The sequence below is a fragment of the Serratia sp. AS12 genome (assembly GCF_000214195.1).
Lineage (GTDB): Bacteria > Pseudomonadota > Gammaproteobacteria > Enterobacterales > Enterobacteriaceae > Serratia > Serratia plymuthica.
Window position 1 is genome coordinate 1,094,976 of sequence record NC_015566.1, and the last position, 16,528, is coordinate 1,111,503.

The following is a 16,528-nucleotide window of genomic DNA, read 5'->3' on the forward strand; positions in this document are numbered from 1 at the left end:
GGATTATCGGGATGACTGAAACGAAAACGCCCCCGCAAAGCGGAGGCGTCGGTCAATCAGGCGCGGGGGTTATTGCGCCAGCCAGGCTTCAATTTGTCGCCGTATGCCGGCGGCGTCCAGGCCCAGATCGACGCGGACCTCTTCCTGGCTGCCTTGCGACACAAAGCTGTCCGGCAGGCCGATATTCAGTACCGGCACTGCGCGGCGTTTGGCCATCAGCAGTTCGTTCACGCCGCTGCCGGCGCCGCCCATAATGGCGTTCTCTTCCAGCGTGACCAGTACCTCGTGGCTGGCAGCCAGTTCCAGCACCAGCTGTTCGTCCAGCGGCTTCACGAAACGCATATCCACCAGCGTGGCATTGAGAGCTTCCGCCACCTGAGCCGCTTCCGGCAGCAGGGTGCCAAAGTTCAGAATCGCGACCTTTTCGCCTTCCCGGCGCACCACGCCTTTGCCGATTGGCAACGCGCCAAGCGGTTCCAGCGGCGCACCCGTGCCGTTACCACGCGGGTAGCGGACGGCGCTTGGACCTTCGTTATAGTGATAGCCGGTGTACAGCATCTGGCGGCATTCGTTCTCATCACTTGGCGTCATGATAACCATGGTTGGGATACAGCGCATGAATGACAGATCGAACGCTCCCTGATGAGTCTGGCCGTCGGCGCCGACGATACCGCCGCGATCGATGGCAAACATCACCGGCAGTTTTTGGATCGCCACGTCGTGGATCAGTTGATCGTAAGCGCGCTGCAGGAAGGTGGAGTAAATCGCCACCACCGGCTTGTAACCGCCAATCGCCAGACCGGCGGCAAAGGTGACCGCATGCTGTTCGGCAATGGCGACGTCGAAGTATTGCTGCGGATAGTCACGGGAGAACTGCACCATGCCGGAGCCTTCGCGCATCGCGGGGGTAATGGCCATTAGCGAGCTGTCTTTGGCGGCGGTTTCACACAGCCAGTCACCGAAGATTTTTGAATAGGACGGTTGGCCGCCGGCGCTTTTCGGCAAGGTGCCGCTGGCCGGATCGAATTTCGGCACTGCGTGGAAGCTGATCGGATCTTTTTCCGCCGGCGCGTAGCCCCGGCCCTTTTTGGTCATGATGTGCAGCAACTGCGGGCCTTTCAGATCACGCATGTTTTTCAGCGTAGCGACCAGCCCCTGGACATCGTGGCCGTCAACCGGGCCGATATAGTTAAAGCCCAGCTCTTCGAACAGCGTGCCCGGCACCACCATGCCTTTCAGGTGTTCTTCGGTGCGTTTGACCAACTCTTTGATGGGCGGCAGGCCGGACAGCACTTTTTTGCCGCCTTCGCGCAGGGTGGAATAGAGTTTGCCTGAAAGCAGTTGCGCCAGATGATTGTTCAGCGCGCCCACGTTTTCGGAAATCGACATTTCGTTATCGTTCAGCACTACCAGCATATCCGGGTTGATGTCCCCGGCGTGGTTCATGGCTTCAAACGCCATGCCGGCGGTGATCGCGCCGTCGCCAATCACGCAGACCGTGCGGCGATTTTTTCCTTCACGTTCCGCCGCGACCGCCATGCCGAGGCCGGCGCTGATCGAGGTTGATGAGTGGCCAACCGACAGAACGTCATATTCACTCTCAGCGCGCCAGGGAAAAGGGTGCAGGCCATTTTTTTGACGAATGGTGGAAATCTTGTCGCGACGGCCGGTCAGAATTTTATGCGGGTAGGCCTGGTGGCCAACGTCCCATACCAGATGATCGAACGGTGTGTGGTAAACATAGTGCAATGCCACCGTCAGTTCGACGGTACCCAGCCCGGACGCAAAGTGGCCACTGGAGCGGCTGACGCTGTCCAGCAGGTATTGCCGCAGTTCGTCACAGAGCTTCGGCAGGCTCTCTTTTGGCAGCGAGCGGAGTTCATCGGGATTTTCCACTAGCGCCAAGGTCGGGTATTTGGCTATATCAAGACTCATTCGATACTCATATCAGAGGAGTTAACGTCACACGTTAATTGTCGCGTTCAATAATGAAGCTGGCTAACGCTCGCAATGGCGCTGTGTTATAAGATTGCGCTGCCAAAATGTCTAATGCAGCTAAAGCTTCCTGATAGAGATCCCACGCTTTTGCTTTCGCGCTGTCAAGCCCGAGCAAAGCTGGATAGGTGCTCTTTCCGTGTTGCTGGTCCGCTCCCTGGCGTTTACCGATTTTCTCGGTTTCGCCGACAACGTCCAAAATGTCATCTTGCACCTGAAACGCCAAGCCGATCGCCGCAGCGTAACGGTCAAGCTGCGGCAGCGCTGCACGACCAGGTTCACCGGCGGCCAAAGCCCCAAGGCGAACCGCCGCGCGGATTAATGCGCCGGTCTTGTGGCGGTGTATCTGTTCCAGCGCGGGCAGATCGATTTGCCGGCCTTCAGCCTCGAGATCCAACGACTGGCCGCCACACATGCCGGCAACGCCGCTGGCAGTCGCCAGTTCGGACACCATGGCCAGCCGATCGCGCAGCGCTACATCGGGCATGTCGGCATCGGCCAGAATGGAAAATGCCAGCGTCTGCAGCGCATCACCCGCCAGGATCGCGCTGGCTTCACCAAATTTGATATGGCAGGTAGGCTGGCCGCGACGCAGGTCGTCATCGTCCATTGCCGGTAGATCGTCGTGGATCAACGAATAGGCATGAATGCATTCTACCGCAGCGGCCGGCACATCCAAATTATTCAGTGAAACGCCAAACATCTGCCCGGTGGTATACACCAGGAACGGGCGCAGACGTTTGCCGCCCAGCAGCGCGCCGTGGCGCATGGCAGCTACCATGTTGCCTTCATTGAACGGCAGCGGCGCGATAAAATCCAGCAGCGCACGGTCGGCCCGCTGGCGTAAAGCCTGTAACTGCTCAGAAAAAGCGGTCTGTTGGGCGATCTCAGACATGACGATTACTCTGCATCCGGGGTGAAAGGCGCCAGCGCGGCGTCATCGGCGCTGTCGTTAAGTAAAATTTGCACGCGCTGCTCGGCCTGTTGCAGCTTCTGTTGGCCCTGACGCGCCAGTTGAACGCCGCGTTCGAATTCATTCAGCGCGTCTTCCAGCGGCAACTCACCCGATTCCAGACGCGTCACGATGTTTTCCAGTTCGCTGAGGGAATGTTCAAAGCTGATGCTTTGCTCTGTACTGTCTGATTGTGCAGGTTTTTTCGGCATAATTTTCTTTTTACATCATCATGTGAACAGTAGCGCCAGAGCCTATCCTAGCGGATTTTGATTAGCAAATCATGGCGCGCATGTGTGGTTTTGTGCACCGGGCTTCACCAGATAGTGATATACTCTGCGCCGCAAATGCGATTGATAAAACATTCGGCAGTACCGTTGGTTTTATCAATCGCATATACATTGTAAATCCTTTTCCCTCGTAATTCTGACAATAAAGACCGCCATGAAGTTTATCATTAAATTGTTCCCGGAAATCACCATCAAGAGTCAATCTGTGCGCTTGCGCTTCATCAAGATTCTCTCGACCAATATCCGCAACGTCCTGAAGCAGTATGATGAAACGCTGGCGGTTGTCCGTCATTGGGATCATATCGAAGTTCGCGCCAAAGATGAAAACCAGCGGCCGGTGATTGCCGACGCGCTGACGCGCATTCCCGGCATCCACCATATTCTGGAAGTGGAAGACCGTGCCTACACTGATATCCACCATATTTTCGAGCAGACGCTGGAAGCCTACCGCGAGCAGTTGGAGGGTAAAACCTTCTGCGTGCGCGTTAAGCGCCGCGGCAAGCAAGACTTCAACTCGCAGGACGTGGAACGTTACGTTGGCGGCGGTTTGAACCAGCACATCGAAAGTGCGCGCGTTAAGCTGTCGCACCCGCAGGTGACGGTCAACCTGGAAATTGAAGACGACAAGCTGATGCTGGTAAAAGCGCGCCGCGAAGGTATCGGCGGTTACCCGGTGGGCACTCAGGAAGACGTGCTGTCGCTGATTTCCGGCGGTTTCGACTCGGGCGTTTCCAGCTATATGCTGATGCGTCGCGGTTGCCGCGTGCATTACTGTTTCTTCAATCTTGGCGGTGCGGCGCATGAGATTGGCGTCAAGCAGGTGGCGTATTATCTGTGGAACCGCTTTGCCAGCTCGCACAAGGTGCGCTTTGTCGCCATCGATTTCGAACCCGTGGTCGGCGAGATCCTGGAAAAGGTCGACGATGGCCAGATGGGCGTGGTGCTCAAACGCATGATGGTGCGCGCCGCCTCGCAAGTTGCGGAACGTTATGGCGTACAGGCGCTGGTCACCGGCGAGGCGCTGGGCCAGGTGTCCAGCCAGACGCTGACTAATCTGCGTTTGATCGACAATGCGTCCGATACCCTGATCCTGCGTCCGCTGATTTCGCACGACAAAGAACACATCATCAAAGTGGCGCGTGAGATCGGCACCGAAGACTTTGCCAAGACCATGCCGGAATACTGTGGTGTAATCTCGAAAAGCCCGACGGTAAAAGCGATCAAAGCCAAAATTGAAGAAGAGGAAAGTCACTTCGATTTTTCCATTCTCGAGCGCGTGGTGAGCGAAGCGAAGAATGTCGATATCCGTACCATCGCCGAACAGGCGCAGGAACAGGTTGCTGAAGTAGAAACCGTGGCGGCCTTTGGCGCTGACGACGTGATCCTGGATATCCGTTCTAACGACGAGCAGGAAGATAAGCCGCTGAAGCTGGAGCAGGTTGAGGTGAAACCGCTGCCGTTCTACAAACTCAGCACGCAGTTTGGCTCCCTGGATCAGAGCAAAACTTACTTGCTGTACTGCGATCGTGGCGTGATGAGCCGCCTGCAGGCGCTGTACCTGTTGGAGCAGGGGTTTACCAATGTGAAGGTTTATCGCCCTTAAATCCTCTGTGCTGCGCGGGGATCCCAATAGATTTCGAGCTGTAGCCAACAAGGCTACAGCTCGAAAGATGAAGGGATTCAGTCGCGGAAATCGTACATCCCCGGAATCAGCACCAGCTGCGCTGCTATTTCCGCCGCTTTGGCCTTACCCAGCAGCAAATCAATCAACTTCAGCGCAAACTCCATCGACGTTCCCGGCCCTTGGCTGGTGAGCAGGTTGACGCGTGCGTCGTATACCACGCGCCGCTCCATCCATTTGTCTGCCGGGATCTGATCTTTCAATCCGGGGAAGCCGGTCATATTGCCGATGGGGAACAGATCGTGGTGTTGCAATACCAGGGCCGGCGCCGCACAGATGGCGGCGACGATGTTGCCCTGCAGATGCATCTGACGCACTTTCTCTACCAACAGCGGGCTGTCGCGAAAACACTCGGCGCCTTTCAGGCCGCCGGGCAGCACGATGGCATCGAAGGGATCGTCCACAATCGACACCAGCGGCGCGTCCGCCAGCAGCTTTACGCCGCGTGAACAGACGATAGTCAGGTCACCGTCGCCGGCCACGCTGGCGGTAGTGACTTTCACGCCCGCTCGTACCAGAAGATCGATGGTAGTGACGGCCTCGGTTTCTTCGCTACCAGGTGCCAGGCAGACCAGCGCCGATACGCTCATATTCATTTTCCTTTCGCTTAATCAGTTCAAACAACCGCGCGTTCTCCGGCAGAATCATGCCGTGGCTGCGCGCGCGGCGCAGCAGATAGCCGGTAATGTAGTCGATCTCGGTATGCCGCTGGGTGCGGACATCCTGCAGCATCGAAGAGATGTTATCCGCCGTGCTCTGAATCACCTCCATCACGTACTGCCGCAGCCCTTCGCATGAGGTGTGGTAACCTTCCATTTCCATCACGCCGGAGACTTCGCGGCACAGGGTTTCGATTTGCTCCGGGTAACGCTGGAGCTCGCCGTTACGGCAGTCATACAACGCCGTTAGGGGGTTAATCACGCAGTTGACCGCCAGCTTGCGCCAGTTTGCTGACGCAATGTTGTTGTGCCAGGCCACATCGGGCAAAGCCTGATGCAACATTTCCGCCAGATGGCTGAGATGTATCGCCGACGGCGATGTCGGACCGATATGGGTGGTGCCGCCGGCAACATGGATAATGGTGCTGCCTTCGCGTCTTGCCGCGTGGGTCGTGGTGCCCTGCAATATAGGCTGGCTGTTTGCCGGCAGTTCATCCTGGGTGCCCATACCGTTATGCAGCAGCAGTATGGCGCAACGCGGGTTCAGCTTGGGCAGCAGCGCGCTGACGGCGCTGGAAACCTGCCAGGCTTTCAGCGTGACCAACAACAGTTCGCTTTGGGCCAGATGTTCGGGATCGTTGGTGGGCAAATTACGGTTGAACGAGGCGCCCTCAGGCTCAATCACGTTCACTGCGCAGAAGGGTTGCGGTACCCGCAGCCATCCTTGTACGTCGTGGCCCTGCTGATAAAGCCTGGAGAGCCACAGTTGTCCGAGCGCACCGCAACCAAGAATAGTTATTTTCATTCAGTCTCCTTGGGGTAACGGGAATACCGCTCAATTACTGTCGTATAATTATAGACTTTTCTGCTATTCGGCGAGATATCTGTCGGTAGGTTCAGCAGATTTTGCCTGAGGCGCTAAAGCGGTTATCATGCTCGGCATCGAAATCGCCTATCGCATTAGGCTCTAATTCAGGAGGAAGAAGTATGCCATCTTTCGACATTGTTTCCGAAATTGATATGCAGGAAGTGCGTAACGCCGTTGAGAACGCTACGCGCGATCTCGGCACCCGTTGGGATTTCCGCAACGTGCCGGCCAGTTTTGAGCTGAACGAAAAAGACGAAAGCATCAAAGTCGCCAGCGAATCTGATTTCCAGGTGCAGCAACTGCTCGATATTCTGCGTGAGAAACTGAGCAAGCGCAGTATCGACGGCGGCGCGCTGGAGATCCCGGAAGAACTGACCCACAGCGGTAAAACCTACAGCGTGGATGCCAAGCTGAAGCAGGGGATTGAAAGCTCGCAGGCGAAGAAAATCGTCAAGCTGATCAAAGACAGCAAGCTGAAGGTGCAGGCACAAATTCAGGGTGATGAAGTCCGCGTTACCGGCAAGTCACGCGACGATCTGCAAGGGGTGATGGCGCTGGTGCGCGGCGCCGATCTCGGACAGCCGTTCCAGTTCAAGAACTTCCGCGATTAAGGTTTTTGCGAAGGTGACGATCTTGAAGGGCCAGCTTGCTGGCCCTTGGGTTAGATGACAAAGTTGTCTTTGAGCCCGAGATACTCGGGCCTAGCGCACCGAGGGGCACTCCGGCGGGCAAGCCGCTACGACCCCTTCGGCACGCTCTCCCTAATAATGGGCTTTGTCAGCCGTCTGAAGGGCCAGCAAGCTGGCCCTTTCTATTACAGCGAATTTACCAGAGCTTCCAGTTGGCCGCGGTTGGTCTGTTTGGTATCGACCTTCACATAGGCGCTGCGCTCTTCGGGCACTACAATCGCCTCCGCCACGCCTGGCTGGGCCTTGAGACGGCTTTCCAGCGCAGAATCCTTCACCGCCAGTTCCGACAACGTAATGCGCAGGCTGCTGACGTACGGGGGTTCTTGCATGGTGCTGCTGACCAGGAACCAAACGGCGGCGATAACCGCACCGGCGATAAACACCAACCCGGCACCCTGCAGACCATACAACAAGCCGCCCAGGCTGCCGCCAATCGCCACGCCGATAAACTGGCTGGTGGAGTAAACCCCCATAGCGGTACCTTTGTAGCCGGCCGGCGATTCTTTGCTGATCAGCGAAGGCAGAATCGCTTCCATCACGTTAAACGCCATGAAGAACAGCTGCACGCCGGCAATGATGCCCCACAGGTGGGCGCCGGACAGCCACAACAGCACTTCGGCGCAGAACAGAACCGCCACGCAGCCCATAAACACCTGCTTCATGCGGCGTTTCATTTCGGCATAAATGATAAACGGCACCACGGCGGCGAAAGAGACCAGCATGGTGACCAAATAGACGATCCAATGCTGGCTCGGCGCCAGGCCGGCTTTTTCCATCGCCAGCGGCAGCGCCACGAAGCTGGACATCAGCAGGATATGCAGACACATGATACCGAAATTCAGCTTCAGCAGACGGGAGTTGCTCAGCACCTTGCTGAAACTGCCGCTCACGATGCTCGATTCACGGTTCAGCACGTGGCTGTCTGCCGAAGGCACTACTGCCAGGGTAATCACGATACCGGCCAAGGCCAGCACGGCAATCATCCAAAATAGCGCATGCAGGCCGAAAGCGTGGGTGACGATCGGGCCGACCACCATGGCAATGGCAAAGGTGATGCCGAAGCTGACACCGATAAACGCCATCGCCTTGGTGCGGTTCTGCTCGCGGGTCAGGTCCGACAGCAACGCCATCACTGCCGCCGCGATAGCGCCGGAGCCCTGCAATGCCCGGCCGAGGATGACGCCCCAAATGGAGTCTGTGACTGCGGCAATCACGCTGCCCAGCGCAAAGATCAATAGCCCGCCGACGATCAGCGGCTTGCGGCCGATGCGGTCGGAAATCAGGCCGAAGGGGATCTGAAACACCGCTTGTGCCAGGCCGTAAATGCCGATGGCGATACCGATCAGCGTTTCGCTGGCGCCGTTTAACGCCATACCGTAGGTGGTCAGAACCGGCAGCACCATAAACATGCCAAGCATGCGCAGTGAAAATACCGTCCCTAGCCCCCAGGTCGCCCGTCGTTCCTGCGGGGTCATTGCATTGTCGTTCATTAAAACCTCATTAAAAACCATTCCAGCAGGTTATCGGCGATAACGTCTGGTGGGATAGCTTCTGAAAAGCTGCGTCATTTTAGTGTGAAGGGCAGGGGGGGTAAATCGAATGTTGTTTAACAGATATTACAGTTCGGCGGCTTTTCGGCGAGACAAATAAAATGGGCCGCTAAGCGGCCCATTCACAGACGATTTGGCTTACCAGACGTAAGTCATCAGCGTTTCTGGCGATGCCGTGGCGCTGAAGTCGATAGACATCATTACGCTCAACGAAGTGATGGCAACAATGGAGAACACAAACAGCTTGCGCGCCCAGATGCTGTCATTTTCTGTTTTGTAACCACGCAGCGCCATACCCAGCCACCATACGCTTACCGCCGCAGCGACGATCAGGTATTTGTAGCCGGCGTAGCCGCTCAGGGTCAGCATCAGCGTAGCAATCATAAACGCCAAGATGTAGACCGTGATGTGGTTCTTCGCCACGGAAATGCCTTTGACCACCGGTAGAACCGGAATGTTGGCCGCCTGGTAATCTTTAAAGCGGAAGATGGCAATCGCGTAGGAATGCGGCATCTGCCACAGGCTAAAGATAGCCAGCAGGATCAACGCACCGGCATCAAACTCGTTGGTCACCGCGCAATAACCGATAACCGGTGGCGCAGCGCCCGACAGGCTGCCGATCAGCGTACCGTATACCGAGTGGCGTTTCATGTACAGGCTATAAACGCCGACATAAACCACGAAGCCCATCACCGCCAGCCACATGGCCAGCGGGTTGGCGCCGATATACAGCAACACAAAGCCCGCAATACCCAAAACGGTAGCATAAACCAGGGTCACACTCGGCGCGATCAGGCCTTTCACCAGCACCCGGTTCTTCGTTCTCTCCATTTTCTTGTCGATGTCGCGGTCAATGTAGTTGTTAAACACACAGCCCGAAGCGACAACCAACGAGACACCCACCAGGGTGGCGAGAAACAGGGGATAGTCGATGCTTCCTTTGGAAGCGAGCAGGAATCCCCCTACGACAGAAATTAAATTGCCGAAAATAATTCCTGGTTTAGTTACTTGCAGGTATTGCTTAATCATCACGTGCAGCTCGACTCTTTAACTGACCATCATATTGATGTTGAGGTTGTACATAATCCAGAGTGAACCCACAACAACGATACCGATGATCATAGCGGTGAACAGCAATGCCACTAGGTTCCAGCGCTCTTCCGATGAGGTATTCATGTGCAGGAAGTAAATCAGGTGAACAATCACCTGAATGACTGCCATGCCAACTACAACCGCCAGGATGGTTGAGTGAGAAGCTGTGCCGCTCATCACCATCGCAAATGGAATCACCGTCAGGATGATCGACAGGATAAAGCCGATCAGATATGACTTAACGCTACCGTGGCTTGCGCCGCCGTGAGAAGTTTCATGGGATGAATGGCTCATGACATAACCCCCAGCAGGTAAACAACGGTAAATACGCAGATCCAGACCACGTCGAGGAAGTGCCAGAACAGGCTCAGACACATCAGACGGGTTTTGTTGGTTGAAGTCAGGCCGCGCTTGCTCACCTGAATCATCATAATGACGATCCAAACCAGACCGGTAGACACGTGCAGACCGTGAGTAGCAACCAGTGCGAAGAAGCCGGACAGGAACGCACTGCGATCCGGACCGAAGCCTTCGGCGATCAAATGATGGAACTCATAGATTTCCATCGCTACGAAGCCCAGACCGAACAGGAAGGTCAGGAACAGCCAGGTATTAACGCTGCCAACCTTGCCTTTGTTCATGCCGATCATCGCCATACCGTAGGTGATGGAGCTGAACAACAGCAGGAAGGTTTCAACCAGGACAAACTTCAGATCGAAGATGTCTTTGCCAGAGGGACCGCCGGCGGTCCCGTTCACCAGTACTGCATAAGTCGCGAACAAGCTCGCAAACAAAATACAGTCGCTCATCAGGTAGATCCAGAATCCGAAGACTTTGGTCTCGCCTGCGTCATGGTGCCCATGCTCTGCATGGGCTGCGTTATGGTTAGTCAGAGTATCAGTTGACATGTTTCACGCCTGCTTTGCTGATTTGTTCATAGTGTTGGTTCTCAATGCGCTCGATTTCATCAACCTGCACATAGTAATCAACATCTTCATCGAAGCTCTTGGCAATCCAGGTCACGATCATACCTACGAAGGCAGCGATCGCCATCCACCAGATGTCCCAGATCATCGCGAAACCAAATACCAGGCTGAAGCCAGCAATAATCACACCGGCACCGGTATTTTTCGGCATATGAATCGGCTCGTACTTAGCCGGTTTCTTATAGGCTTCGCCTTTTTCTTTCATGTCCCAGAATTCATCACGGTCGTGAATCTGCGGCACTACGGCAAAGTTATAGAACGGCGGTGGAGACGAGGTAGACCACTCCAACGTACGAGCACCCCATGGGTCACCGGTCAGATCGCGGTTCTGCTCGCGGTCACGCACGCTGACGAAGATCTGGATCAGTTGGCACAGAATACCGCAGGCAATCAGAGCTGCACCACTGGCCGCTACCAGCAGCAGTGGGTGGAACTCAGGGTTGATGTTCTGGCTGATACGACGGGTCATACCCATAAAGCCCAGAGCATACAGCGGCATAAAGGCCACGAAGAAACCGATGATCCAGAACCAGAACGCACGGATACCCCATTTTTCGTTCAGCGTGAAGCCGAAGGATTTAGGGAACCAGTAAGTCAAGCCAGCGAAGCAACCGAACACCACACCACCGATGATAACGTTATGGAAGTGGGCAATCAGGAACAGACTGTTGTGCAGCACGAAGTTCGCGCCCGGAACTGCCAGCAGCACGCCGGTCATCCCACCCACGGAGAAGGTGATGATGAAGCCGATGGTCCACAGCATTGCCGAGTTGAGCTGAATGCGGCCCTGGTACATGGTGAACAGCCAGTTGAAGATTTTCACCCCGGTAGGGATGGAAATGATCATGGTGGCGATACCGAAGAAGGCGTTAACGTTCGCGCCAGACCCCATGGTAAAGAAGTGGTGCAGCCATACGATGAACGACAGAACGGTAATCGCGATGGTTGCCCATACCAGTGAGGTATAGCCGAACAGGCGTTTTCTGGAGAAGGTTGCGGTCACTTCGGAGAACACACCGAACACCGGCAGAACCAGAATATACACCTCTGGGTGACCCCAGGCCCAAATCAGGTTGATGTACATCATCATGTTGCCGCCCATATCATTGGTAAAGAAATGGGTGCCCAGATAGCGATCCAGGGTCAGCAACGCGATGGTGACGGTCAGAATTGGGAAAGAAACGATGATCAGGACGTTAGTACACAGCGCCGCCCAGGTGAACACCGGCATCTTCATCAGAGGCATGCCAGGAGCACGCATCTTCATGATGGTGGCGAAGAAGTTCACACCGGTCAACAGGGTGCCCAGACCGGAAATCTGCAGACTCCAGATCCAGTAATCGACCCCTACGCCAGGACTGTATTCCTTGCCCGACAGCGGCGGATAAGCCAGCCAACCGGTCTGCGCGAACTCACCAACCCCCAGAGAGATGTTGATCAGCACTACGCCCACCACGAAGAACCAGAAGCTCAGGGAGTTCAGGAACGGGAAGGCAACGTCACGGGCGCCGATTTGCAACGGAACCACGACGTTCATCAGACCCACCACGAAAGGCATCGCCATGAAGAAGATCATGATTACGCCGTGAGCGGTAAAGATTTGGTCGTAGTGGTGCGGCGGCAGGAACCCGGCCTCGCCGGCGGACGCAAGCGCCTGCTGGCTACGCATCATGATGGCATCGGCGAAACCACGCAGCAGCATAACCATTGCCACGATGATGTACATGATACCAATTTTTTTGTGATCGACTGAAGTCAGCCAATCGCTCCACAGCCACTTCCATTTGCCGAAATAGGTTATGAGAGCCAGCAGAGCCAGGCCCCCAATAACAATCGCAGCAACGGTGATCATGATGATCGGTTCGTGGTACGGAACCGCATCAAGTGTTAATTTTCCCAACATCAGATTATTCCTCGGCTCCGGCGTGAGCATGCTCACTCATGTCCATACCCTGGCTCATGTCCATGCCTTCATGCGCAGTAGCGCCTTTGTGCATGTTCATGTCACCCATGAATTTGCCAATAGTTTCTTTGAACAAATTCGGTTTGACACTGGAGAAGTACTCGACCGGGTTGTTTTCACTCGGCTCTGCCAGTTTGTTAAAGTCGCTGGTGGCGTTAAGGTTATTCGACGATGCTTTCACCTTGGCAACCCACTGATCGAAGTCGCCTTCGGTTGGGGTGACAATAGCGGTGAATTTCATGCCGGAGAACCCGCGACCGCTGAAGCTACTGGAAATACCGTCGTATTTGCCTGCTTCGTTGCCGATCAGGTGCAGTTTGGTCTGCATCCCGGCCATCGCATAAATCTGCCCACCTAACTGAGGAATAAAGAACGAGTTCATTACCGAGTTAGAGGTGATCTTGAATTCGACTGGAACATCTTTCGGGAAAGCCAATTCATTAACGGTTGCGATGCCTTGTTCTGGATAGATAAACAACCATTTCCAGTCGAGCGACACCACTTCGATCGTCATCGGCTTCTTGTCAGTGACAATTGGCTTGAACGGATCAAGTTCGTGGGTAGTCTTCCAGGTAATGGTGCCAAGGATGGCGATGATAATGATAGGAATGGTCCAGACGACCGCTTCGATCTTGTTGGAATGTGACCAGTTCGGACTGTACTTGGCGTCTTTGTTGGAAGCACGGTACTTCCAGGCAAAAGCGAACGCCATAAAGATAACCGGTATCACCACGATCAACATCAGCGCGATTGCAGTGATAATCAGTGTCCGTTGCTCAACACCAATTGCTCCTTTGGGGTTCATCAATACCATATTGCAACCACTGAGCATTACAGTAGATGCAATTAATGACATCATCCCAATACTTTTATTGTATTTCTTAAGTCTCATCTAACGACCTCAATTACAAAGGCTCTATTGTCGTTTCATGTGTGCGGGCATTTTACGGGAAGGTTGCAGTACTGTAAACATGCTTAAGGGAGTGTCAGCGCCTTGTTGACACTTTCTGTTAAGGGGGTCACAGATGTAACCTTGCGTGACAATTTACCAATGGCAACAACGCGTTGGCGAGCTGAATCGTGCCGGGCAAGCTCTATGTTAAGGAAAACTAACGGTATGCTGATTTTGGCACATTAACCTGCCGTATTTTAAATACGAAGGAAAGGTTTATATAATGTAAAATAATTGTTTATTTAAAGTGACGGTAATTTTATTTCCGAGCGTTTCGCTCGGATAAAAAAATAATTTTAACGGCAATTATGTTTTTTTAAGAAAAATAAACTCATCACGTTGATGCATTTTTGCCGACCGGTGCTATGACCGGCCGGCAATATCAGGCCAGCTTGGTGCGGCGCAGCGCCAGGTAGTCGAGCAGGCTGCCCATCGCGATGCCCGCCAGGCTCAGTGCGGCGCCAGTTTGCAGCAGGAGGTCAGCCAGGTTCGGCAAGGCACTCCAGTCGAGCGCGTTGGTAATCAACAGAATCAGCCAGACCCCCAGCAGCAAGCAGCCCAACGTCAGCAGACGCAGCGCCCAACGGTAAAGTTGACGGAACTCGGTACGCGGCATGAAATTGTCGGTACGCTGGGTATATTCCAGCGTTTGGCGGCACAGGCGCAACAGCAGCAGGCCTGGCAGGGCGGCGGCGATCGAGAATAAATAAAACAGCGGCCAGCCGTGTGCCTCAACGAACCAACCGGCAATCGGGCCAACATAGACGCGGCCGACGGCGGACAGAGCCGACAACAGGGCGAACTGGGTGGCGGAAAACGACTTGTTGCACAACGTCATCAGCAGCGCGACGAAGGCCGCAGTGCCCATGCCGCCGCACAGATTTTCCAGGAAGATGGCGCTGCCCATCGTCATGATGTTCTTGTCGGTGACCGCCAGGATCCAGTAACCGAGATTGGAAACTGCCTGGAGAATGCCGAACAGCATCAGGGCGCGGAACAGACTAAGGCGTTGCATCAGCACGCCGCCAAACAGCGCGCCGACGATGGTGGCGAACAAACCGAGAGTCTTGTTTACCAGTCCGACCTCCCCGGCGTCAAAGCCCACACCGCGGATCAGGAACGTAGTGCTCAGGCTGCCGGCAAAGGCGTCGCCCATCTTGTACATGACTATCAGCAATAAAATCAGCCAGGCATTGTTCCGTGCAAAGAAATCGCGCAGCGGGGCGACGACCGCCTGCTCCATAGAGCGCGGTGCCGGAATGCCATCGTCCGGCTCGGGTGCCAGCAGGGTGGCGACGATGCCAATCAGCATCAGCCCGGCCATCAGCCAATAGGTTGATTGCCAACCGAAATAGCGATCCGCCAGCCACAGCGCCAAGCCGCCGGAAACCAGCATCGCCAGCCGGTAGCCGAGAACGGAGATCGCCGCCCCCGCGCCGCGTTCTTCGGCGCTTAGCAGGTCGGTTTTATACGCATCAAAAACAATATCCTGCGAGGCAGAACAGAACGCCACCAGCACCGCCAATGCCGCCAGCCACCACAGATGTTGTGCCGGCTGCATGAAGCCCATGGCCACAATCGACACGACCAGCAGCAACTGACTGATCAGCAACCAACCACGACGCCGCCCAAGGAATGGCGGGGTGTAGCGGTCCATAAAGGGCGACCACAGAAATTTGAATACATAGGCTTGACCGACCAGTGAAAAAATACCGATGGTTTTCAGATCGATGTTTTCGACGGTCATCCAGGCTTGCAGCGTGCCGGAGGTCAGCGCCAGCGGCAAACCCGAGGCAAAGCCCAGCAGCAGGAGAATGGCGGAGTTACGCTGGGTGAAGATATTCAGATACTGTTTCGACATGAGTTCCCTGTCTGTGCCGCCCGATGGCTCAGGCGGCAAAGTATTCGCGGATTAACGCGCGTTCTGCTTGATGAAGTCGTTGACGCTGGTGTCTTGCGCCATATCGGCAATAACGTCGCCCAATACGGTGTTAACCGCGTTGGTGATTTTCTCGTTGGTCGCAGTGAAAGCACCCTGCACGTTATAAGTGGAGCGGTAGTTTTTCACCTGCTTGTTGCCGTTTTTCGCTTGAGCGGTGATCGAAATATCGGCCTTGGTGGTGATGTTATAACGCAGGTTACCTTCGGATACGTCCGCATACAGGTTGTTCACCACGATTTGCAGATCAACCGCACCATCGGCGCCGATCATGTAACCGCGCGCGCCCATTTGTTTCTCCAGCACTTCTTGCAGCAGGAAGCGTAGATCGCGCGATGGCGTAAGGGTAACAAGCTGGCCGTCGCGATTCACTTTTGCCAGCGCCTGGTCCTGGCGCTGATCTGCACCGTTAATGCTGACAGTTACGCCCTGCAGCGTTGGATCCTGCTGCGGCAGTACGATCTTGGGCGTGACGTTCAGGGTGTTGCTGCTGGTAGCACAGCCGGCCAGCATCAGAGCGGCCAACAGTGGAAGGCAAAGTTTTTTTAACATAGTTACTGTCTCATTCTCGATGGATTTTAAGCCGACTCAAACTGCTGCTGATAGAGAGGCCGGTTTGAGTAAACTTTCTGTAATAATCAGAGCGGGATAGCCAACAACGAATTGTCGACATCATAGCATCGCCGCCGGCCGGGGGAAGTGCAGAACGCACCGGAGTGACAAATTTTTACCTGCCGTTGATAAAAACATGCTTTTTTGACCATCTCAATCAGATAAACCTCAAGCGATAGCGGATGTTGGCGATTTTTGGCGGGTGGCGAAGAGAAATTTACGTGATGAATAGTCTAAAAGGGGCGAAACCGGCTAATATTGAAATAGATGGGTACGGTCCTCTGCCGGTGTAGTAAGGAG

At 54.9% G+C, this 16,528-nt stretch carries 15 protein-coding genes; 2 read left to right on the top strand and 13 right to left on the bottom strand.

The window, feature by feature from the left end:
• Positions 1-69 precede the first annotated feature (69 nt).
• The 3 genes from dxs to xseB are packed head-to-tail and all read right to left on the bottom strand — an operon-like array spanning position 70 to position 3,159.
• On the bottom strand, positions 70-1,935 hold the full coding sequence (gene dxs, locus SERAS12_RS05075) for a 1-deoxy-D-xylulose-5-phosphate synthase (protein WP_013811732.1): 1,866 nt from the start codon (positions 1,933-1,935) through the stop codon (positions 70-72).
• 34 nt (positions 1,936-1,969) lie between these two features.
• Positions 1,970-2,890 carry a (2E,6E)-farnesyl diphosphate synthase gene (gene ispA, locus SERAS12_RS05080; protein WP_013811733.1) on the bottom strand — a complete coding sequence of 307 codons (921 nt, stop codon included), beginning with the start codon at positions 2,888-2,890 and terminating at the stop codon, positions 1,970-1,972.
• 5 nt (positions 2,891-2,895) lie between these two features.
• Positions 2,896-3,159, bottom strand: coding sequence for an exodeoxyribonuclease VII small subunit (gene xseB / locus SERAS12_RS05085; RefSeq protein ID WP_013811734.1), 264 nt, complete (start codon positions 3,157-3,159; stop codon positions 2,896-2,898).
• Positions 3,160-3,391: 232 nt separating this feature from the next.
• Here xseB and thiI point away from each other — a divergent pair, with 232 nt between their 5' ends.
• Positions 3,392-4,840, top strand: a complete 1,449-nt coding sequence (gene thiI / locus SERAS12_RS05090; RefSeq protein WP_013811735.1) for a tRNA uracil 4-sulfurtransferase ThiI — start codon at positions 3,392-3,394, stop codon at positions 4,838-4,840.
• A 77-nt stretch (positions 4,841-4,917) separates the two neighbouring features.
• On the opposite strand, the gene yajL is transcribed toward thiI, so the two are convergent.
• Together yajL and panE are read right to left on the bottom strand one after the other, a co-directional pair.
• On the bottom strand, positions 4,918-5,508 hold the full coding sequence (gene yajL, locus SERAS12_RS05095) for a protein deglycase YajL (RefSeq protein WP_006323929.1): 591 nt from the start codon (positions 5,506-5,508) through the stop codon (positions 4,918-4,920).
• The gene (gene panE / locus SERAS12_RS05100; protein ID WP_013811736.1) at positions 5,471-6,382 is read right to left on the bottom strand and encodes a 2-dehydropantoate 2-reductase; all 912 of its coding nucleotides are present in this window, start codon (positions 6,380-6,382) and stop codon (positions 5,471-5,473) included. The genes yajL and panE overlap by 38 nt, the downstream gene beginning before the upstream one ends.
• A 182-nt stretch (positions 6,383-6,564) precedes the next feature.
• On the opposite strand from panE, the gene SERAS12_RS05105 reads away from it, so the two are divergent.
• Positions 6,565-7,056, top strand: coding sequence for a YajQ family cyclic di-GMP-binding protein (locus SERAS12_RS05105; RefSeq protein WP_013811737.1), 492 nt, complete (start codon positions 6,565-6,567; stop codon positions 7,054-7,056).
• A 203-nt stretch (positions 7,057-7,259) separates the two neighbouring features.
• On the opposite strand, the gene SERAS12_RS05110 is transcribed toward SERAS12_RS05105, so the two are convergent.
• The 8 genes from SERAS12_RS05110 to SERAS12_RS05145 all read right to left on the bottom strand — a co-directional run bounded on the left by SERAS12_RS05110 (position 7,260) and on the right by SERAS12_RS05145 (position 16,168).
• Complete coding sequence (locus SERAS12_RS05110; RefSeq protein WP_013811738.1) at positions 7,260-8,624, bottom strand: MFS transporter; 1,365 nt, start codon at positions 8,622-8,624, stop codon at positions 7,260-7,262.
• Positions 8,625-8,822: 198 nt separating this feature from the next.
• A complete protein-coding gene (gene cyoE, locus SERAS12_RS05115) occupies positions 8,823-9,713 on the bottom strand; it encodes a heme o synthase (protein ID WP_004949283.1) in 891 nt (296 codons plus the stop codon).
• An 18-nt stretch (positions 9,714-9,731) separates the two neighbouring features.
• Positions 9,732-10,070 carry a cytochrome o ubiquinol oxidase subunit IV gene (locus tag SERAS12_RS05120; RefSeq protein ID WP_004949284.1) on the bottom strand — a complete coding sequence of 113 codons (339 nt, stop codon included), beginning with the start codon at positions 10,068-10,070 and terminating at the stop codon, positions 9,732-9,734.
• On the bottom strand, positions 10,067-10,684 hold the full coding sequence (locus tag SERAS12_RS05125) for a cytochrome o ubiquinol oxidase subunit III (protein ID WP_013811739.1): 618 nt from the start codon (positions 10,682-10,684) through the stop codon (positions 10,067-10,069). Before SERAS12_RS05125 ends, SERAS12_RS05120 begins: the two co-directional genes overlap by 4 nt.
• Complete coding sequence (gene cyoB / locus SERAS12_RS05130) at positions 10,674-12,665, bottom strand: cytochrome o ubiquinol oxidase subunit I (RefSeq protein WP_013811740.1); 1,992 nt, start codon at positions 12,663-12,665, stop codon at positions 10,674-10,676. The genes SERAS12_RS05125 and cyoB overlap by 11 nt, the downstream gene beginning before the upstream one ends.
• Positions 12,666-12,669: 4 nt before the next feature.
• Complete coding sequence (gene cyoA / locus SERAS12_RS05135; RefSeq protein WP_004949290.1) at positions 12,670-13,617, bottom strand: cytochrome o ubiquinol oxidase subunit II; 948 nt, start codon at positions 13,615-13,617, stop codon at positions 12,670-12,672.
• Between the two features lie 442 nt (positions 13,618-14,059).
• Positions 14,060-15,538, bottom strand: a complete 1,479-nt coding sequence (ampG, locus tag SERAS12_RS05140; protein WP_013811741.1) for a muropeptide MFS transporter AmpG — start codon at positions 15,536-15,538, stop codon at positions 14,060-14,062.
• Between the two features lie 51 nt (positions 15,539-15,589).
• Positions 15,590-16,168, bottom strand: coding sequence for a lipoprotein (locus SERAS12_RS05145; protein ID WP_006323933.1), 579 nt, complete (start codon positions 16,166-16,168; stop codon positions 15,590-15,592).
• Between the last annotated feature and the right edge of the window lie 360 nt (positions 16,169-16,528).